This is a genomic window from Pseudomonas sp. HN2-3 (genome assembly GCF_020691745.1).
Taxonomy (GTDB): Bacteria; Pseudomonadota; Gammaproteobacteria; order Pseudomonadales; family Pseudomonadaceae; genus Aquipseudomonas; species Aquipseudomonas capeferrum.
Genome location: NZ_CP085704.1, coordinates 4,959,779 through 4,976,802, shown reverse-complemented (window position 1 = coordinate 4,976,802; position 17,024 = coordinate 4,959,779). Strand labels below are relative to the sequence as shown.

Sequence of the window (17,024 nt, the reverse complement as noted above, 5' to 3'; positions counted from 1 at the left end):
AATGGGGATCCTGTGGGAGCGGGCTTGCCCCGCGAAGAGGCCGGTACAGCCCCCGATTTTTTTGCTAGCGTTGGCGCACAACAACAGGACGCGCGCCATGAGCAGCCTCACCCAACCGGCCACCGCCTTTCGCCACACCGCAGCCGACGGCTACAGCCTCGGCGGCTTCTGCTGGCGCCACGCCCAGCCCAACCCCCTGCGCCCGCTGGTGATCATCAACGCCGCCACCTCTGTGCGTTGCCGCTATTACGCCCGCTTTGCCGACTACCTGTTCGCCCATGGCTGCGATGTGCTGACCTACGATTACCGAGGCATCGGCGAATCACGGCCGCCGTCACTGCGTGGCTTCCAGGCGTCCTGGAGCGACTGGGGCCGGCTGGACTTCGAAGCCATGCTGGCCCACGCCGCGCAGGCGTTTCCCGGGCAACCGGTGGACGTGGTGGGGCATAGCTTCGGCGGTTGCGCGGTGGGGTTGGCACCGTCTGCCGGGCAGGTCAGGCGGGTGGTGATGGTGGGTGCGCAATTCGCCTACTGGCGCGATTACGCCGCTGATCAGCGTTGGCGGCTGTTCGGTAAATGGCATCTGGTGATGCCTTTGCTGACCCGTGCGTTCGGCTACTTCCCCGGCAAGCGCCTGGGCTGGATGGAAGACACGCCGGCCGGGGTGGTGCACGACTGGACGACCCGTACGCCACGCTATGAGCACCGGCCAAGCGGGCGCCGGTTGCAGGGGGTGCCGTTTGCACAGGTGCGGGGGGCGACGCTGGCAATCAGCCTGACCGATGACCCGTTTGGCACCGTGGCGGCTACAGAGCGATTGCTAGGGTACCTGCAGGGGGCTGAGCGTCAGCACCTGCGTATTGCACCTGTGGATATCTCGGTCGAGAAAATTGGCCATTTTGCGTTTTTCCATGACCGCTTTCGGGGCAGCCTGTGGCCGATTGCCTTGGCGTGGTTGCAGCAGGGCGGCTTGCCCGAAGAGGTGCCGGGGACGGTCATCAAATAACAGGGATCGGGTAACGTTTGTAGGCGCGGCCTCGCGTCGCGAAGAGGGCCGCAAAGCGGCCCCAGCACGCTCAAGCCTTACGCGAAAGTGGCTGCCCGGTGAACTTCACCCCAGCCAGGCCATGCGCGATCAGCGCACGGATATTGCCATGGTCGCTGCCCTCAGGCGTGGCCACCACATCGCGATAATGCTCACCAAAGGCCAACAGGGCCTCTTCATCGCTCAAGCCCTCCAGCAGCGCCAGCCCCAGGGTCTTGCACGAGCCTTCGTTCTGCCCGGCGGCATTTTCCACGCCGCCGTTGTTGAAGGCCTGTGGCTGATAGCTGTAGTGGGCGGCGATGAACGCCAAGGTATCGGCAAAGACGTGTTCGCCGCTTTTCAGGCTGGCGCGCAGGGTGTTCAGATCAGTCACGAGGTTTTCCTTTTTCGAACGCCGCGTGTTGTTCGGCGCTGGCTTCTTTCTGGTATTGGGCTTTCCACTCGGCGTAGGGCATGCCGTACACCGCTTCGCGGGCGTCATCCAGGCTGACATCGACCTGGCGCTCGTCGGCAGCGGCCTTGTACCACTTGGACAGGCAGTTGCGGCAGAAGCCGGACAGGTTCATCAGGTCGATGTTCTGCACGTCGGTGCGTTTTTGCAGGTGGTCGACCAGGCGCCGGAACGCGGCGGCTTCGAGTTCGAGCTGTTGTTGCGGGGTCATGGGCTTCTCTCAGGTCATGCGATTCTTCAGGTGGCGGCCACCGTTGATGACCACCTGGCTACCGGTACTGTACTGGCTTTCGAGCAGGTATTTGACCGTCTCGATCAGCGGGCCGGCGCCGGGCTCGAATTCCAGCAGGGCCTTTTTCAGGGTCTGCTGGCGGTAGGCTTCGTCACCCCCTTCCTTGAGGATCAGCAGCCCGGGCAGGATACCGTTGACGTGCACCTTGGGCGCGTACTTTTCGGCGAACGACAGCACCATGTTCTGCAGCGCGGCCTTGGTGGCGGCGTAGCCAATGTGGCTCTTGCTGCCCCGCGAAGAGGTTTCGTCGCAAATGTGGATGATGTCGGCCTTGCCCACGCTGCCTGCCTTGCCCAGCATCTCGCCGAGGGCCAGATTGAGGTGGTACGGCGCTTCGACGTGCAGGCGGAACATGGTGTCGAGGTTGGCCAGGCCATCGTCGAGCCACAGGGACGCGTTGTGGATGATCGCGCGCAAGCCGTCGTAGTGGCCTTGCAGGTAGTCGATCAGCGCCTGGCGGTCGGCAGCCTGGCACAGGTCGGCCTGGAACTGCACGATGTTGGGGTGTGCGGATTGCGGCTGCAGGCTGCGGCTGGCACTGACCACCGTATGGCCGGCTTGCGCCAGTTCGAGGGCCAGGGCCAACCCGACGCGCTGGCTGGCTCCGGTAACGAGAATTGGGCTGTTCATGTTCGGGGCGGTCAACTTGTCTGTCCTTTCGTTGCCGCCCAGCATACCCGAACTGTTTCCTTCTTGTAGACCAGCCCTCAGCGGCTGCGCAGGGCTGCAGCAGTAGCTGGGGCGGCATGCAGCCAGCCCGCCAGCAGGCGTGTGGAGAGGGGGATGAACAGGTACACCATCACAGGCGTCAGGGCCAGGGTACTGAGCATCACACGCGGCACCAGGTCCATGCCTGCCAGCCAATGCCCGAACAACAGGTTGAACAGCAACGAGACTGGGAAAAAGGCTAGCCAGATAGCGACTGCCTGCTTCCAGCGTGGCGGTTTTTGCACTCTATTGGTGCCAAACCAGTCATCGAGACCGCTTACGCGCGCTTCTTTGGGGCGTTCGAACAGCCCGTTGCCACGTTGCAGCCAGGCCCGGCGCGAGGCGGAATGTTCCCAGGCGTGCAGTGTAGGTTCGTCACTGAAGCGAAAGATGATCTGGAATTCATCGCTATCGCGAGGCGGCGCGAAGATGCCCGAACCGAGGTAGCCGGGGAAGTCGGTGGCCAGTTGCTCGCCTTCGTGGAGCCAAGCCAGCAGGGCCTGGTAGCGGCCATTGGCGGCGCGGCGCGACACCAGCAAGGTGACGGGTGGGGTAGACATCGTGTATCTCCTGGCGACGGGGCTGGCGGGTAGCTGGCCCCTTTGGCGGCGTCGCCCGGGGTGGTGGGCGACGCAGGCATGCATGCAAGAATCGGGCGCGAATTATCGCGATATGGCGTCGTACCGCAAGAGCAAAGGGGCGAACAGTTGTTAACATGCGCACTATGCTGTTCGTAGTAACATGCGCGTTCAGCTTCCGCACACGGGTACTCAGTGCAGATGAGCAAACAGGGACGTACCTCGCCGATCGACGAGGGACTGCAACACCAGGAGCTGTTCCCGATTCGTGAAGTCTCCCGCCTGACGGGCGTAAACCCAGTGACCCTGCGCGCCTGGGAGCGCCGTTATGGGCTCATTCTGCCCACCCGTACCGACAGTGGCCATCGCCTGTACTCCCAAGCCGATATCGATGATATCCGCAACATTCTCGGCTGGCTGGAGCGCGGCGTTGCAGTGAGCAAGGTGGCTAGCATCCTTGTCCGTAGCCAGGCGCTGGTGGAGGATAACGGCGATGAGCAAAGTGCCCGGCTGAGATGGCGGCAGCAGATACACGAGGCGGTTCTGCGCTTTGATGGCACGCGCCTGCACCGTCTGTTCGACAAGGCGTTCGCGAGCCATTCGCTGGATCAGGTATTCGGCGAAATCTTCATGCCGGTGTGGCACGATTTGGCGGCAGGCCAGAGCGGCTACGGCCAGCGGGCCTTCGGCCAGGCCAGTGAATGGCTGTTCTTCGATCAGTTCATGCGCAGCCGCGTATTCGTGCGCTTGCAGCTATCGCGCATGCCGCGCAGCCGCAGCGTCTTGCTGGCGCCATTGGCGGGGCCTTGTCACGAGTTGGAATTGCTGGTGACGGCCTTGTTGCTGGGGTGCGATGAGGTGGAGGTAAGTGTGTTGGCGCCAGGGCAGCCTTTGCAAGAGCTGACGCTGATTTGCGAGCGGCTCAGGCCTGATGCCTTGGTGCTGTTTTCCAACCAGGCGCCGACCGCCGAGTTGAGCAAGCGCCTTGGGCGCCTGGTGGTGGGCCTTGAGTGCCCGTTGCTGCTGGCCGGTAAAGTGGCCGAGCTCGCCCAGGACAGCCTGGCAGGCAGCCCGGTAGCGTGCCTGGGGGCACAAGGCAGCGTGATGCGCCAACGGCTGCGGCAGTTTCTGGGGGGTCAGCTCGATACGTGACTGTGCAGCTCCGGGTGAGCCTGGCGATGGGCTTGCAGGATGTATTCGCGCAGGCGCTCGATCTCTTCGGCGGGGCTGCAGCTCAAATCGTAGGCCGCAAGGTCGGGGCCAATGCGCCGACGCAGCACGCCGTGCAGCTCGATAGGGGCAATGCCGGCAGGTGCAAAGCACAATTCGAAGCGCGCAGGGGCTTGTGCCAGGTCGCGGACCTCCAGTAAAGCGCCCTTGAACGAGATCTCGCGAACCCACAGGCCGCTTTGCTGATCATGTGCATCGAGCAGGGCGCTTGGCTGGTCCATGGACAAGCGCCATGGGCGCAGCATCGGGCCGTCTTCGTAGATTTCCGGGGAGCCTAACTGCAGGTGCAGGGCATGGAACTCGTCTTCCACCAGTTGCAGCGGAAAGCTGATCTGCTGGTTGTTGAACTGCGCCTGCAAGGTCACCTGCTCGTTGGCCACCAGGCGGGTGAGCAAGGTCTGAATCCGGCGGTCGCCATTGACCAGCAGGCTGGACATCGTGTCAGCCAGGTTGAACTGGGGCGAGTGCTGCATGTTCTGTATGAAATCCAGCTCGTCCTGGGTCAGGAGCGCATCTGCTTGCATGATCGAACTCGGCGGTGGCGATTTCTTCAACGTGATTGACCGTGCGAGGCGCGCTTGGTTCAGGAGCGTAGGTCAGATTTCTGACGAGCGTACATTTCTGCCAGTTCGCGCTCCAGTTCGACCTGGCGGCTGACCTTCCTTTTCGGCGACCACGATGCCGTCGTTGGACGCATCGACCATCGATTGCAGCAGTTGCGCGTTGATCATGTCCGGGCCATTGGGCGAGAAAAGGGGGCTGGTAGTTGGGTCGAGGCGGCCTTTTGCCAGCGTTGAATGCTAGTATCCTACGTTTTCACTCAGTTTCGGAATCCTCTTCCCGATGAAAGTCGCCATTATTTCCGGGTCGGTGTACGGCACCGCCGAAGAAGTCGCCCGCCATGCCGAATCGTTGCTCAAGGCTGCGGGCCATGAGGCTTGGCATGCCGCGCGTGCCACCCTGCAGGACGTAGAAGGTTTTGCCCCCGAGGCATTGCTGGCGGTGACTTCGACCACCGGCATGGGCGAGCTGCCGGACAACCTCATGCCGCTGTACAGCATGATTCGCGACACTTTGCCCGCCGCCTGGCGTGGTCTGCCGGGTGCGGTGATCGCATTGGGCGACTCCAGTTATGGTGATACGTACTGCGGCGGTGGCGAGCAGATGCGTGAGCTGTTCGCTGAGCTGGGGGTGCATGAAGTGCAGCCCATGCTGCGCCTGGATGCCAGTGAGACGGTGACCCCTGAAACCGATGCCGAACCGTGGTTGGCCTCGTTTGCGCAGGCCCTCAACGGCTGACCCGCTCCAACCTGCGATTCAACTGGCGCGCTCACGCAGCAACGCCAACCACGCCTGCGCTGCCCGTGACAAGTACGCCCCCCGCCGCCAGATGAACGCGATGTCCCAGCGCAGGTCCAGCGGCGCCTGCAGCGGCAAGCGCACCACCCCGGGGCGTTCCAGGGCCTTGGCCACCACCCGGGGCAGCAACACCACGCCCTGGCCCGCTGCCACCAACGCCACCAGAAAATCCGCCTGGCCACTGCGCCCGCCTTCTTTCGGGGTGAAGCCCTGTTGCTGGCAGGCCTTTAGCAACCGGTCATTGAGCACGAAGCTGCGCTGATACAGCAGAAACGGCGTATCGGCCAGTTGCCGCAGATGCACGCCATCCGCGCCCGCCAGCGCATGCCCGGCGGGCAGCAGAGCATCGAGTGGTTCGTTGCAGAAAGGCTGGTGCTCGAAGGCGCTGTCACTGGGCGTGAGGCTACCACCGAGTTCCAGCTCGCCGCTGCGTACCGCTTGCTCGACGCTACGGCTGCCGCCTTCAAGCAACTGGATGGTGATGTTCGGGTAGCGTTGCCGGTATTCGGCGAACAGGCCGGCGAACAGGGCATCGCTGCCCAGCATCGGCAAGCCCAGGCGCAGTTCGCCGCGAGCCATCTGGCCGAGGTCATCGAGTTCGCTGAGCAATGCCTGGCGCTGGCGCAGCAGTGCTTCGCCGCGCTCCAGCACGATGCGCCCGGCCGCAGTCAGGTGCAGTTGCGAGGCTTGCCGTTCAAGCAGCGGCTGGCCCACGTCCTGCTCCAGCTGAGCCACTTGCTTGCTCACCGCCGACTGGCTGATGTGCAGGGTCTGCGCCGCCTGGGTAAAGCCCCCGCGGTGGACCACTTCGATGAAGCTGCGCAGTTGTTTGAATTCCATGTTTCCAATTCCATTCTGGAATGCAGGCCAGTCTAACAATTCGCTTCTGGCCTAGGCAGGCAAATCTTAAAATGAGGGCCTGTCGAGGAAGCCCCATGAAACCTGCGTTAGTGAAAAAAGCCCTGCGCCTGCTTGTCGAGTTGGCGACCCTCTATGCCTTGTTCCTGTTCGGCGGCCAGCTGGCTGCCTGGCTGGGCTGGCCGATCCCCGCCGGGGTCATGGGGCTGGCATTGCTTCTGCTGCTGTTCGCCAGCGGCGTGGTCAAGCCGGCCACGCTGCAACTGGGCGCCGGCTGGCTGATGGCCGAGATGTTGTTGTTCTTCATTCCGGCGCTGATGAGCCTGCTCGATTACGGCACCCTGGTGCGCGAAGAAGGTTGGCGCATTCTGTTGGTGATTGCCGTGAGCACGTTGATGGTCATGGTAGTGACCGCACTCACCGTCGAACTGGTGTGCCGCTGGAGCTTGCGCCATGAGCCTTGAACCCATGCCGTTGTTCTGGCTGGCGCTGACCTTGCTGGCGTACCTGGGCAGCCGCTGGCTGTACCGGCGCAGCGGGCGCTATGTGCTGTCTCCGCTGATCCTGGTGCCCGCATTGCTGCTGGCGGTGGCCGTACCGCTGCATACCGCCTATGCCGAATACGCCCGCAACACCCATTGGCTGATGGCCGTGCTCGGCCCGGTGACCGTGGCGTTCGCCGTGCCCATATGGCAACAGCGGGCGCTGCTGGCGCGTCACTGGCCGGCGCTGATGATGGGCATGCTGGCTGGCAGCACGGCCTCGATCGCCAGCTCGTGGGGGTTGGCCCACCTGCTGGCGCTGGACAATGCAACCAGCCTGTCGCTGGTGCCGCGCTCGATCACCACGCCGTTTGCCATGCCGCTGGCCCACGATTTGGGCGGCGTGCCGGAACTGACTGCGGTGTTCGTGATGTTCACTGGGGTACTGGGCGCCCTGTTCGGCGGTGTGCTGCTGCGCTGGTTGCCGTTGCGTACCGCGCTGGCGCGGGGCGCGTTGTTCGGGGTGGGCGCGCATGGTGCCGGAGTCAGCAGGGCGCAGGAAATGGGCCGCGAAGAAGGTTCCGTGGCCGGCCTGGTCATGGTCCTGACCGGGTTGCTGAACCTGTTCGCCGCACCGCTGCTGGCCATGCTGCTCTGACCGTTCGTGCCACTGACTCGCAAGGTCATCAAGCTGGCTGGCAACGCAAGTTTCAGCCCATGGGCTGCTGGCTAGACTCAGCCTCGACATAGAGAGCACATGTAAGTGCCGAGGTAACATGCAATGACCGCAGCCTTGCCCTATTCCGTCAACACAACTCCACCGGGACCGATCTGATGCCTTTGGCCGAAATTCCATTGTGCGTCTGGCGTACCCGGGGACAGAGTTTCATCTTCCGGGGCCAGAGCATCCGCTACTGGACCGCAGGGCAAGGAGAGCCCCTGCTTCTGTTACATGGCTTCCCCACCGCCAGCTGGGACTGGCACTACCTATGGACGCCTTTGGCGCAGCGTTTTCGGCTGATTGCCTGCGACATGCTCGGCTTTGGCGATTCGGCCAAGCCGGTCAACCATGCCTACAGCCTGATGGAACAGGCAGACCTGCAACAAGCGTTGCTTGCCCATCTCAAGGTCAACCAGCCTGTGCACCTGCTGGCCCATGACTATGGCGGCAGCGTGGCCCAGGAGCTGCTGGCGCGGCACCACGAGCAGCGAGCGAACATCGCCAGTTGCGTGTTTCTCAACAGCGGGCTGTTCCCCGAGAGCTACCGGATGCTGCTGATCCAGAAGCTGTTGCTCAGCCGCCTGGGCTGGCTGGTGGGGCGCTCGTTCGGGCGGGACGACCTGGTGCGCAACGTGTCGCAGGTCTATGGCCCCTGCACCCACCCGAGTGAAAGCGCGCTGGATGATTGCTGGAGCCTGATCGCCGCCAACCGGGGCACGCGTATCTTGCACAAGCTGGTCGGCTACTTGCCGGAGCGCACCGTGCATCGCGAGCGTTGGGTGGGTGCGTTGCAACGCGAGGGGGTGCCACTGCGTTTCATCAACGGTGTGGTCGACCCGGTGTCTGGCGGGCGCATGGTCGAGCGCTACCGGCAACTGGTGCCGCAGCCGGATACCGTGCTGCTGCAGGGCATCGGGCATTACCCGCATACCGAAGCGCCGGTGCAGGTGCTGCGCCATTACCTGGCCTTTCGTGAGCAACCGCTGAGTTTCTTGCAGCAGAAGGTGGCGTGGTCTTGAGGGGGGGCTTGCCCCTCCCAGCCCTCAGGCGATCACCCAAAAAAAAAGGCCGCTGCAATCGCAGCGGCCAATCGAGACGTTAGATCAAGGAGCTTCAAAATCTACGTCGGTGAACCTCGCAGGCCTGAAAGGCGGGGGGGTAGTGCCCTTCATGCCGGCCAGTGAGTCAAGAATAAGCGCTTGATCCCGTGGGAAAAATAGCCGCCTATGACATTCACCTTTACGTTTCGGGCAATAGTGCCCCTTCGCTCAACCCGCAGGCGCATACCCCATCCGCCAACTGGTATCCCGCGCAGCCGCCAACAATCGCTGCGCCGCAGGGCCATGTTCGTCAGCATGGAATATCGACGTCGGCCCCACCACGGTCATCACCGCAGCGATCTGCCCCATGGCATTGAACACCGGTGCCGACAGCGCATCCACACCTGGCATCAGCAGGCCATGCACATGGTGCAGGCCACGCACGCGAATGCCTTCCAGCAAGGCTGCGTAGTCGCAGGCTTGGTGCTGCAGCGCAGTCAGCTCCCGGTCGCGCAAGTCGATGGTTTCGCGTTCTGGCAGATAGGCGGCGAACACCAGCCCGGTGGACGAGCTGAGCAGCGGCAGCACAGAGCCTATCTGGGTCACCACCGTGATCGCGCGCACCGCCGGTTCAATGCTGACCACCGTCGCGCCCTGGTTGCCCCATACGGCAATAAAGCAGCTTTCGTTGAGCTCATCGCGCAACTGCGACAGCGGCAGCGCCGCGATCTTCAGCACATCGATGCTGGCCAACGCCGCCAACCCCACGCGCAACGCTTCACGCCCCAGGCCATAGTGGTTGGTGGCCGCATCCTGTTCGGCGAAACCGCTGGCGATGAGCGCCTGCAGGTAGCGATGCACCTTGCTCGCCGGCATCTGCACATGCTCTGCCAGGCGTGACAGCGACGTGGAGGGGGCGAGTTCGGCGAGTGCCTTGAGAATATCGGTGCCGACTTCCGCCGAGCGGACCTTCTGCTTGCCGTTATCAGTGGGTGAGCTGGCTTTGGCCATGGGCATGGGCTTCCGGATTCGTCGAGTGGCGCCTTTATAGCTTGACGCCTTGTCCGTAGCAAATTACGTTATTCGTAATCTGATTACGATAAAAACAATGCAGACGTGCTGCCACCCCAGTGCCTGACCCCGGAAACCGCCGGGCCAGGTCAGCAGCCAGCTGCCAGCAACGGCTCTGCCAGAGCCCGGAGGCATCGATGAACCGCGACACGTCCCCCGACCTTCACTACCTGAGCGGCTTCGGCAACGAGTTTGCCAGCGAAGCACTGCCTGGCGCCTTGCCGGTCGGCCAGAACTCGCCGCAAAAAGCCCCCTATGGGTTGTATGCCGAACTGCTTTCGGGCACGGCCTTCACCATGAGCCGCAGTGAGTTGCGTCGCACCTGGCTGTATCGCATCCGCCCGTCTGCATTGCACCCCCGTTTCGAACGCCTGGCGCGCCAGCCACTGGCTGGGCCGCTGGGTGCGGTCACGCCCAACCGCCTGCGCTGGAACCCGCAACCGATCCCGGCCGAACCCACCGACTTCATCGAAGGCTGGGTGCCGATGGTGGCCAATGCGCCAGCGGACAAGCCGGCGGGTGTGAGCATTTACATCTACAGCGCCAACCGCTCCATGGAGCGCGTGTTCTTCAATGCCGACGGCGAACTGCTGCTGGTGCCGGAACAGGGCCGCCTGCGGATCGCCACCGAGCTTGGGATCATGGACGTCGAGCCTTTGGAAATCGCGGTGATCCCGCGGGGTATGAAGTTTCGCATCGAACTGCTCGATGGCCAGGCTCGTGGCTACCTTGCCGAAAACCATGGCGCGCCGCTGCGTATACCGGACCTCGGGCCGATCGGCAGCAATGGCCTGGCCAACCCGCGTGACTTCCTCACCCCGGTGGCGCACTACGAAGAGGCCGAAGGCCCCGTGCAACTGGTGCAGAAGTTTCTTGGCGAACACTGGGCCTGCGAGCTGCAGCATTCGCCGCTGGACGTGGTCGCCTGGCACGGCAGCAACGTGCCCTACAAATACGACCTGCGCCGCTTCAACACCATTGGCACGGTCAGCTTCGACCACCCCGACCCGTCCATCTTCACGGTGCTGACCTCGCCCACCAGCGTGCATGGCCTTGCCAACATGGACTTCGTGATCTTCCCGCCGCGCTGGATGGTGGCCGAGAACACCTTCCGTCCACCCTGGTTCCACCGCAACCTGATGAACGAGTTCATGGGCCTGATCCAGGGTGCCTACGATGCCAAGGCCGAGGGCTTCCTGCCTGGCGGCGCCTCGCTGCACGGGGTCATGAGCGCCCACGGCCCGGACGCCGATACCTGCGACAAGGCCATCGCCGCCGACCTTGCGCCGCACAAGATCGACAACACCATGGCCTTCATGTTCGAGACCAGCCAAGTGCTGCGTCCGAGCCGCCATGCACTCGAATGCCCGCAATTGCAGGCCGACTACGATAGTTGCTGGGCCACCTTGCCGAGCACCTTCAACCCGAACCGGAGATAACCCATGAACCAGACCGCCATTACCCATAGCTGGGTCGAGCATGCCAACGGGCACAGCGATTTCCCGCTGCAGAACCTGCCGTTGGGCATCTTCAGTCGGCCGGGTGAAGCGCTGCGCTGCGGCGTGGCCATCGGCGATGCCATTCTTGACCTCGAGGCAGTACTTGCCGCGGGGCTGTTCGAAGGTGAAGCCAAGGCGGCGGCAGAAGCCACCCGCGGCGGTGCGCTGAACGCCTTCTTTGCCCTCGGCCGTGGCGCCCGTGTGGCCCTGCGCGAGCGCTTGCTGGTACTGCTCGGCGAACACAGCGAACACCAGTCGGCGCTCAACGCCGCGCTGTACCCGGCCGCTGATTGCCAACTGCATGTACCGGCCCGCATCGGCGACTACACCGATTTCTATGTCGGCATCGAACACGCCAAAAACGTGGGCAAGCTGTTCCGCCCGGACAACCCGCTGCTGCCCAACTACAAGCACGTGCCAATCGGTTATCACGGCCGTGCGTCGACCATCCGTCCGTCCGGTACCGATGTGCGCCGCCCCAAAGGCCAGACCTTGCCGGCCGGGCACAGCGAGCCGAGCTTCGGCCCCTGCGCACGCCTGGACTACGAGCTGGAGCTGGGTATCTGGATCGGCCAGGGCAACGACATGGGCCAGTCGATCCCGGTGGGTGATGCCGCCGAGCATGTGGCCGGCTTCTGCCTGCTCAACGACTGGTCGGCGCGTGATATCCAGGCCTGGGAATACCAGCCACTGGGGCCGTTCCTGTCCAAGAGTTTCATTACCAGCGTTTCGCCCTGGGTGGTGACCGCCGAAGCCCTCGAGCCGTTCCGCACGGCACAACCGGCGCGCCCGCAAGGCGATCCGCAGCCGTTGTCCTACCTGATGGACGCGCGTGACCAGGCTAATGGCGCATTTGATATCGAGCTTGAAGTGCTGCTGCTCACCGAGCGCATGCGCGAGCAAGGCCTTGCCGCTCACCGCCTGACCCTGAGCAACACCCGCAGCATGTACTGGACCGTGGCGCAGATGGTGGCCCACCACAGCGTCAACGGTTGCCAGCTGCAACCGGGCGACCTGTTCGGGTCGGGCACGCTGTCGGGCGCAACGCCGGGCTCCTTTGGCAGCCTGCTGGAGATCACCGAGGGCGGCAAGCTGCCGGTGGAACTGGCCAGCGGCGAGGTGCGCAAGTTCCTCGAAGACGGCGACGAGATCATCCTGCGCGCCCGGTGCACGCGTGATGGCGTGGCCAGCATTGGCTTCGGCGAATGCCGCGGCACTGTCATCGCGGCCAACTGAGGGGGCAGGGGTATGGAGCTGTACACCTACTACCGTTCCACCTCGTCCTATCGGGTACGCATCGCGCTGGCGCTCAAGGGGCTGGATTACCAGTCACTGCCGGTCAACCTGCTCAAGGGCGAGCAGCGCGATGCGGGCTATGTCGCGGTGAACCCGCAGGGCCGAGTGCCGGCCCTGCGCACCGACAGCGGTGCGCTGTTGGTGCAGTCACCGGCGATCATCGAATACCTGGAAGAGGTTTATCCACAGCCTGCGCTTCTACCGGACACGGCCGAAGCGCGGGCCAAGGTGCGCGGCGTGGCGGCGATCATCGGTTGCGACATTCACCCGCTGCACAACGTCAGCGTGCTCAACCTGCTGCGCCAGGCCGGCCAGGACGAGGCTCAGGTCAACCAGTGGATCGCGCACTGGATCAGCCAAGGGCTGTCGGCGGTCGAGCAACTGATCGGCGAGCACGGCTTCTGCTTTGGCGATGAGCCGGGGTTGGCGGATGTCTACCTCCTGCCGCAGCTGTACGCTGCCGAGCGCTTCAACATTGACCTCAGCGGCTACCCGCGGCTGCGTCGCGTTGCGGCACTGGCTGCCCAGCACCCGGCGTTCGCCAAGGCGCACCCCTCGCAGCAGTCCGATACCCCGGTTCAGTGAATGGAATGGGTCGGCGCCGGGAGTTTGCCGATACGTTCGGACAGCTTCAGGCGTTGCACCGGGTCGTCCGTCAGTAGCAGGGCATGCTCCAGGTCGAAGCGCTCGGCCTGCGGGCAATCCAGGGACTGGTACAGCGAAGCGCGGGTGGTGTAGTCGCTGACTTGCACCGGGCCTAGTTGCATGACCCGCTCGGCATCGATCAGCGCGGCCAGGTGGTTGTCGTTGCTGATGTGCAACTGGCGCAGGTTGCGTGACAGGCGTTGCAGCATCTGCCGTGGGCTGGCCGTGCGCATGTGCTCTGCGTTCAGCGGCACGTGCGGGCCGAACTGGCGGGCAAGCAGGTCACGGCAATCGCTTGGGTACAGGCGCCTGCCACCGCAGGGGTCAAGCAGGTGGTCGGCGCCGGGCACGCGCAGCAGGAAGTGGCCGGGGAAGCCCACGCCTTCCAGCGGGATGGACAGGCGCCCCGCCAGCTCCAGCGCCAGAATGGCCAGGGTCAACGGTTGGCCACGGCGGCGTTGCAAGACGTTGTTCAGCAACGCCGCTTGGGGCCGCAATGGGTGATATTCGTCTTGCTGAAAACCCAATGCATTGAGTTGGCGCAGCAGCGGCTGGGCCAGTTCGCACAGGGGCAGCATCGGCAGGTTGGCGTTGATCTCGCGGTGCAGGTCGTGCAGCAGGGCGAGGCTGTGCGCGGGCTCGACAGCAGCGTCGTGCTCGGCGGCAATCCACAATGCGGCTTCCAGCAGGGCGACAGGCTCGCGTTCCAGGCAGGCCAGGCAGGCTTGACGTGGCTTCATGGGGGGATCTCCACACACGTTTAACTATTAGCCGTGGCGCGCTGTTTCGTCCAGTGGTCTGACCAAGGCTCTACGCTCGCGGGCGTGCCTATACTGCTAGGAGCACCTCGTTGGGGAGCCCGCCGATGTTCGCACTCATGCAAAGTACCCGTACCCAATCGTTGCACTTGTTCATCGACCCGCCTACGGGGCTCAAGGCCGTGGTGGTTATCCACAGCGAGCAACTGGGCCCCGCCATGGGCGGGTGTCGCTACCTGCCTTACGCCGATGACGAGAGCGCCATGACCGACGCGATCCGCCTGGCCCAGGGCATGAGCTACAAGGCCGCGCTGGCGGGGTTGCCGCTGGGGGGGGGCAAGGCGGTGATCATGCGCAACCCCCATGTCGAAAACCGCGCAGCGCTGTTCGAGGCGTTCGGCCGTTTCGTCGACACCCTGCAGGGGCGTTTCATTACCGCCGTAGACAGCGGTACCTCAACCGTGGACATGGACTGCATCGCCCAGAGTACGCCGCATGTGACCAGCACCACAGCCTCGGGTGACCCTTCACCGCATGCCGCCATGGGGGTGTTCGCGGGTATTCGCGCCACGTCCTATGCCCGCCTGGGCAGCTACAACCTGGAAGGCTTGCGCGTTGCGGTGCAAGGCTTGGGCAACGTTGGCTATGCCTTGGCCGAGCAGTTGCACGCGGCGGGTGCGGAGCTGCTGGTGAGTGACCTGGACCCTGGGCGTGTGCGACTGGCGGTCGAGCAGTTCAATGCGCACCCGGTGACCAACGATGCCTTGATCAGCACCCCCTGCGATATCTTCGCCCCTTGTGGCGTGGGGCCGGTGCTCAACGGGCAGAGCGTGATGCAACTGCGTTGCGCGGCGGTGGCGGGGGCGGCGAACAATCAGCTGACTACCCTGCAGGTGGCCGACCAGTTGGAGTCGCGCGGCATCTTGTATGCGCCTGACTATGTCATCAATGCCGGTGGGCTGATCTATGTGGCATTGACCCATCGGGGTGAGGACCTGAGCACCATCACAGCGCACCTGGCGCGTATTCCCACGCGGCTGACCGAAGTGTTTGGCCATGCCCAGGCGGAGAAACGTTCGCCGGCGCGGGTGGCACAGATGCTGGCGGAGCGGTTGCTCTACGGTTGAGTGCGGCGTTGTTGCCTGTGGGAGCGGTTAAACCTGCTCCCCCAAATGCCGCGCGATACTATTCGGCTGCTTGGCCATCGAGCAGCTCGGCCAAAGCGTCTGGCTGGCTCTTGAACGCCCGGGCGAACACATCGCGGTTCTTGGCCATGTAGATACCGGCTTCTTCGACCTGCTGCTCGGTCAGCGATGGCACTGCCTTGTGCAGCACTTCGGCCAGGCGCTCGGCCAGTTCGAGCATCTTGTCGTGACGATCTGCTTCGGCCTTATCCATGAACAAGCGCTCCGGGTCGCGGCTGCTGCGGTACACCACTTCGACGGCCATTCATCACCTCTATGCCTTTTTGCTGGTTGGGTTGCGTTTTACTGTATCTATATACAGTAATGGCATCGGGCATCGTTGCGCAACCAGAATCTTGCGCAAAAGCGTAGCCCACAGGTGCCTTGCGGCAATCGGTCGCCTTCCAAAGCGGGGGGCCTGGCCCTTTAACTGCAAGGCACAAGCGTCACAGAGGTGGCGCATCATCCTTCATGGCGTATCGGGGAATGGGACAATCGTGAACATCAAATGGGCTGAAAAGCTGCGCAAGGGCCTGCACGGCTCGGCCGACTCACTGGGCAACCTGTGCGTCGAGGCATTCCATTATCTGGCGCTGTTCGGCATTGGTGCCATCACTGCCTACGCGGCGGTGGTGACGTTTCTGGACATGCTCGGCAAGGGCGGGGTCAGTGTCGATGACATCTTGCTGCTGTTCATCTACCTGGAGCTGGGGGCGATGGTGGGGATCTACTTCAAGACCAACCACATGCCCATCCGCTTCCTGCTGTACGTGGCGATCACTGCGCTGACGCGCCTGCTGATCGGCGATGTCTCGCATCACAAGGCGCCGGATGAGGGCCTGCTGTACCTGTGCGGTGGCATCCTGCTGCTGGCGTTCTCGATCCTGGTGGTGCGCTACGCCTCGTACCGCTATCCCTCGACCAAGGTGCTGGATGCCAACGGCAAGGAAGTGGAGGAGGGCAAGTAAAACCCCTGGCCAAACCCTAGTTGGCCACGAAGTGACGCGGCGCGTGTTGCGCATCACGGGTCAGCGCGGCAAGCACCTGCATGGGGTTCTGGCCGAGTTCTATGGCCAGGCCCAGGCGGATGCTGTCGATGACCCGCTGCAGGCGCACCGGGTCGTTGCGCTGGGCCTGGCTGATCAGGCGCTTGGCGACCACGCCGGCGTCGTCGGACAGGGTCAGCATGATGCTGCCATCGAGGTTGGCGATGCTCAGGTTGACCCGGTACTCGGGGGCGAAGGCGGCGCTGATGAGTTCGAATGGGTTGTTCATGGTCATGCTTCTGCAGCAAATGGATTGCACAGGTTGACCGGACAAAAACCTCATTGGTTCAGCGCCGTTGATCGGCAGAAACGAAAACGCCCGGCTCTAGGCCGGGCGTTTTGTTGTAACCATCAGGCGTCTGGGTCACTCAGTTCCAGCACACCGCGCTTGCTGCGCAGCTTGCCGTAGAAGTGTTCCAGCGCATGGTTGAGCTTGGTGGCGGCACCATCGACCGCCTGGTCCAGCGAGGTGGCGGTGTGGGTCACGGAAATCGGCTGGTGGCCTTTCGGGCGAGCCTCCATTTGGCAACGTTTGTCATGCGGTCCGGGCTTGGCGCCGTTCTCGTCGCGCAGGTGGACCTCGATGCGGGTGAGGTCGTCCTCGTAACGTTCGAGTGAGCTTTCCAGCGTACTGCGGACCCACTCGTCGAGCCGGGCGTTACCTTCGATATGGTTGCTGCTGTTGACCTGGATTTGCATGATTCAATCCTTATTCAGCTTGCTCGCATGGAGGCGTGCCTAGGCCCTTGAGACCCTTGGAA

23 protein-coding genes are annotated in these 17,024 nt (G+C 63.5%); 11 read left to right on the top strand and 12 right to left on the bottom strand.

The window, feature by feature from the left end; all coding sequences use genetic code 11:
- Positions 1-97: 97 nt before the first annotated feature.
- Positions 98-1,006, top strand: coding sequence for an alpha/beta fold hydrolase (locus tag LJX93_RS22595; RefSeq protein WP_033702923.1), 909 nt, complete (start codon positions 98-100; stop codon positions 1,004-1,006).
- 70 nt (positions 1,007-1,076) lie between these two features.
- On the opposite strand, the gene LJX93_RS22590 is transcribed toward LJX93_RS22595, so the two are convergent.
- Genes LJX93_RS22590 through LJX93_RS22575 form a run of 4 tightly spaced genes read right to left on the bottom strand, consistent with a single transcriptional unit; the run spans position 1,077 to position 3,056 of the window.
- Entirely contained in the window at positions 1,077-1,418 is a 342-nt protein-coding gene (locus LJX93_RS22590) for a HopJ type III effector protein (protein ID WP_033702922.1), read from the bottom strand.
- Positions 1,411-1,707 (bottom strand): DUF1244 domain-containing protein, encoded by a 297-nt coding sequence (locus LJX93_RS22585; protein ID WP_033702921.1) that lies wholly within the window; start codon positions 1,705-1,707, stop codon positions 1,411-1,413. Before LJX93_RS22585 ends, LJX93_RS22590 begins: the two co-directional genes overlap by 8 nt.
- 9 nt (positions 1,708-1,716) lie before the next feature.
- On the bottom strand, positions 1,717-2,463 hold the full coding sequence (gene folM / locus LJX93_RS22580; protein WP_050506172.1) for a dihydromonapterin reductase: 747 nt from the start codon (positions 2,461-2,463) through the stop codon (positions 1,717-1,719).
- Positions 2,464-2,495: 32 nt separating this feature from the next.
- A complete protein-coding gene (locus tag LJX93_RS22575) occupies positions 2,496-3,056 on the bottom strand; it encodes an antibiotic biosynthesis monooxygenase (protein WP_047582626.1) in 561 nt (186 codons plus the stop codon).
- A 219-nt stretch (positions 3,057-3,275) separates the two neighbouring features.
- On the opposite strand from LJX93_RS22575, the gene LJX93_RS22570 reads away from it, so the two are divergent.
- A complete protein-coding gene (locus tag LJX93_RS22570) occupies positions 3,276-4,226 on the top strand; it encodes a MerR family transcriptional regulator (RefSeq protein WP_047582628.1) in 951 nt (316 codons plus the stop codon).
- On the opposite strand, the gene LJX93_RS22565 is transcribed toward LJX93_RS22570, so the two are convergent.
- Positions 4,211-4,828, bottom strand: a complete 618-nt coding sequence (locus LJX93_RS22565) for a hypothetical protein (protein WP_047582630.1) — start codon at positions 4,826-4,828, stop codon at positions 4,211-4,213. The two genes, LJX93_RS22570 and LJX93_RS22565, sit on opposite strands and share 16 nt — an antisense overlap.
- 72 nt (positions 4,829-4,900) lie before the next feature.
- Entirely contained in the window at positions 4,901-5,035 is a 135-nt protein-coding gene (locus LJX93_RS27330; RefSeq protein WP_256577296.1) for a hypothetical protein, read from the bottom strand.
- A 112-nt stretch (positions 5,036-5,147) separates the two neighbouring features.
- Here LJX93_RS27330 and LJX93_RS22560 point away from each other — a divergent pair, with 112 nt between their 5' ends.
- The gene (locus LJX93_RS22560) at positions 5,148-5,603 is read left to right on the top strand and encodes a flavodoxin (protein WP_033702917.1); all 456 of its coding nucleotides are present in this window, start codon (positions 5,148-5,150) and stop codon (positions 5,601-5,603) included.
- Positions 5,604-5,621: 18 nt separating this feature from the next.
- Here the strand turns inward: LJX93_RS22560 and LJX93_RS22555 are convergent, their stop codons facing one another.
- Positions 5,622-6,503, bottom strand: coding sequence for a LysR family transcriptional regulator (locus LJX93_RS22555; protein ID WP_033702916.1), 882 nt, complete (start codon positions 6,501-6,503; stop codon positions 5,622-5,624).
- Between the two features lie 95 nt (positions 6,504-6,598).
- Here LJX93_RS22555 and LJX93_RS22550 point away from each other — a divergent pair, with 95 nt between their 5' ends.
- The 3 genes from LJX93_RS22550 (at position 6,599) to LJX93_RS22540 (ending at position 8,743) form a co-directional block, all read left to right on the top strand.
- Complete coding sequence (locus tag LJX93_RS22550; RefSeq protein ID WP_033702915.1) at positions 6,599-6,985, top strand: CidA/LrgA family protein; 387 nt, start codon at positions 6,599-6,601, stop codon at positions 6,983-6,985.
- On the top strand, positions 6,975-7,661 hold the full coding sequence (locus LJX93_RS22545) for an LrgB family protein (protein WP_033702914.1): 687 nt from the start codon (positions 6,975-6,977) through the stop codon (positions 7,659-7,661). The genes LJX93_RS22550 and LJX93_RS22545 overlap by 11 nt, the downstream gene beginning before the upstream one ends.
- Positions 7,662-7,837: 176 nt before the next feature.
- A complete protein-coding gene (locus LJX93_RS22540; RefSeq protein ID WP_156311117.1) occupies positions 7,838-8,743 on the top strand; it encodes an alpha/beta fold hydrolase in 906 nt (301 codons plus the stop codon).
- A 249-nt stretch (positions 8,744-8,992) separates the two neighbouring features.
- Here LJX93_RS22540 and LJX93_RS22535 read toward each other — a convergent pair whose 3' ends face one another.
- A complete protein-coding gene (locus LJX93_RS22535) occupies positions 8,993-9,775 on the bottom strand; it encodes an IclR family transcriptional regulator (protein WP_095064177.1) in 783 nt (260 codons plus the stop codon).
- Positions 9,776-9,972: 197 nt separating this feature from the next.
- Here LJX93_RS22535 and hmgA point away from each other — a divergent pair, with 197 nt between their 5' ends.
- The 3 genes from hmgA to maiA are packed head-to-tail and all read left to right on the top strand — an operon-like array spanning position 9,973 to position 13,215.
- Positions 9,973-11,274: a homogentisate 1,2-dioxygenase gene (gene hmgA, locus LJX93_RS22530; protein WP_033702911.1), complete on the top strand. Its 1,302-nt coding sequence runs from the start codon at positions 9,973-9,975 to the stop codon at positions 11,272-11,274.
- A gap of 3 nt (positions 11,275-11,277) precedes the next feature.
- Positions 11,278-12,570 (top strand): fumarylacetoacetase, encoded by a 1,293-nt coding sequence (gene fahA, locus LJX93_RS22525; RefSeq protein ID WP_227696428.1) that lies wholly within the window; start codon positions 11,278-11,280, stop codon positions 12,568-12,570.
- A 12-nt stretch (positions 12,571-12,582) separates the two neighbouring features.
- Positions 12,583-13,215, top strand: coding sequence for a maleylacetoacetate isomerase (gene maiA / locus LJX93_RS22520; RefSeq protein WP_095064179.1), 633 nt, complete (start codon positions 12,583-12,585; stop codon positions 13,213-13,215).
- On the opposite strand, the gene LJX93_RS22515 is transcribed toward maiA, so the two are convergent.
- Positions 13,209-14,015 (bottom strand): SirB1 family protein, encoded by an 807-nt coding sequence (locus LJX93_RS22515; RefSeq protein WP_033702908.1) that lies wholly within the window; start codon positions 14,013-14,015, stop codon positions 13,209-13,211. The two genes, maiA and LJX93_RS22515, sit on opposite strands and share 7 nt — an antisense overlap.
- A gap of 125 nt (positions 14,016-14,140) precedes the next feature.
- On the opposite strand from LJX93_RS22515, the gene LJX93_RS22510 reads away from it, so the two are divergent.
- Entirely contained in the window at positions 14,141-15,160 is a 1,020-nt protein-coding gene (locus LJX93_RS22510) for a Leu/Phe/Val dehydrogenase (protein ID WP_033702907.1), read from the top strand.
- A 58-nt stretch (positions 15,161-15,218) separates the two neighbouring features.
- Here LJX93_RS22510 and LJX93_RS22505 read toward each other — a convergent pair whose 3' ends face one another.
- The gene (locus LJX93_RS22505) at positions 15,219-15,482 is read right to left on the bottom strand and encodes a YebG family protein (RefSeq protein ID WP_033702906.1); all 264 of its coding nucleotides are present in this window, start codon (positions 15,480-15,482) and stop codon (positions 15,219-15,221) included.
- 232 nt (positions 15,483-15,714) lie between these two features.
- On the opposite strand from LJX93_RS22505, the gene LJX93_RS22500 reads away from it, so the two are divergent.
- Positions 15,715-16,185, top strand: a complete 471-nt coding sequence (locus tag LJX93_RS22500) for a phosphate-starvation-inducible protein PsiE (protein WP_012274137.1) — start codon at positions 15,715-15,717, stop codon at positions 16,183-16,185.
- Positions 16,186-16,201: 16 nt separating this feature from the next.
- On the opposite strand, the gene LJX93_RS22495 is transcribed toward LJX93_RS22500, so the two are convergent.
- A complete protein-coding gene (locus LJX93_RS22495; RefSeq protein ID WP_033702905.1) occupies positions 16,202-16,492 on the bottom strand; it encodes a DUF3509 domain-containing protein in 291 nt (96 codons plus the stop codon).
- A 122-nt stretch (positions 16,493-16,614) separates the two neighbouring features.
- Positions 16,615-16,962, bottom strand: a complete 348-nt coding sequence (locus tag LJX93_RS22490) for an HPF/RaiA family ribosome-associated protein (protein WP_027595269.1) — start codon at positions 16,960-16,962, stop codon at positions 16,615-16,617.
- Positions 16,963-17,024 lie beyond the last annotated feature (62 nt).

Bases quoted from the DNA above. Each gene is read 5' to 3' on its own strand.
- LJX93_RS22595 (WP_033702923.1), top strand. From the start codon at position 98: ATGAGCAGCCTCACCCAACCGGCCACCGCCTTTCGCCACACCGCAGCC.
- LJX93_RS22585 (WP_033702921.1), bottom strand. From the start codon at position 1,707: ATGACCCCGCAACAACAGCTCGAACTCGAAGCCGCCGCGTTCCGGCGC.
- folM (WP_050506172.1), bottom strand. From the start codon at position 2,463: ATGCTGGGCGGCAACGAAAGGACAGACAAGTTGACCGCCCCGAACATG.
- LJX93_RS22575 (WP_047582626.1), bottom strand. From the start codon at position 3,056: ATGTCTACCCCACCCGTCACCTTGCTGGTGTCGCGCCGCGCCGCCAAT.
- LJX93_RS22570 (WP_047582628.1), top strand. From the start codon at position 3,276: ATGAGCAAACAGGGACGTACCTCGCCGATCGACGAGGGACTGCAACAC.
- LJX93_RS22565 (WP_047582630.1), bottom strand. From the start codon at position 4,828: ATGCAAGCAGATGCGCTCCTGACCCAGGACGAGCTGGATTTCATACAG.
- LJX93_RS27330 (WP_256577296.1), bottom strand. From the start codon at position 5,035: ATGATCAACGCGCAACTGCTGCAATCGATGGTCGATGCGTCCAACGAC.
- LJX93_RS22560 (WP_033702917.1), top strand. From the start codon at position 5,148: ATGAAAGTCGCCATTATTTCCGGGTCGGTGTACGGCACCGCCGAAGAA.
- LJX93_RS22555 (WP_033702916.1), bottom strand. From the start codon at position 6,503: ATGGAATTCAAACAACTGCGCAGCTTCATCGAAGTGGTCCACCGCGGG.
- LJX93_RS22550 (WP_033702915.1), top strand. From the start codon at position 6,599: ATGAAACCTGCGTTAGTGAAAAAAGCCCTGCGCCTGCTTGTCGAGTTG.
- LJX93_RS22545 (WP_033702914.1), top strand. From the start codon at position 6,975: ATGAGCCTTGAACCCATGCCGTTGTTCTGGCTGGCGCTGACCTTGCTG.
- LJX93_RS22540 (WP_156311117.1), top strand. From the start codon at position 7,838: ATGCCTTTGGCCGAAATTCCATTGTGCGTCTGGCGTACCCGGGGACAG.
- LJX93_RS22535 (WP_095064177.1), bottom strand. From the start codon at position 9,775: ATGGCCAAAGCCAGCTCACCCACTGATAACGGCAAGCAGAAGGTCCGC.
- hmgA (WP_033702911.1), top strand. From the start codon at position 9,973: ATGAACCGCGACACGTCCCCCGACCTTCACTACCTGAGCGGCTTCGGC.
- fahA (WP_227696428.1), top strand. From the start codon at position 11,278: ATGAACCAGACCGCCATTACCCATAGCTGGGTCGAGCATGCCAACGGG.
- maiA (WP_095064179.1), top strand. From the start codon at position 12,583: ATGGAGCTGTACACCTACTACCGTTCCACCTCGTCCTATCGGGTACGC.
- LJX93_RS22515 (WP_033702908.1), bottom strand. From the start codon at position 14,015: ATGAAGCCACGTCAAGCCTGCCTGGCCTGCCTGGAACGCGAGCCTGTC.
- LJX93_RS22510 (WP_033702907.1), top strand. From the start codon at position 14,141: ATGTTCGCACTCATGCAAAGTACCCGTACCCAATCGTTGCACTTGTTC.
- LJX93_RS22505 (WP_033702906.1), bottom strand. From the start codon at position 15,482: ATGGCCGTCGAAGTGGTGTACCGCAGCAGCCGCGACCCGGAGCGCTTG.
- LJX93_RS22495 (WP_033702905.1), bottom strand. From the start codon at position 16,492: ATGAACAACCCATTCGAACTCATCAGCGCCGCCTTCGCCCCCGAGTAC.
- LJX93_RS22490 (WP_027595269.1), bottom strand. From the start codon at position 16,962: ATGCAAATCCAGGTCAACAGCAGCAACCATATCGAAGGTAACGCCCGG.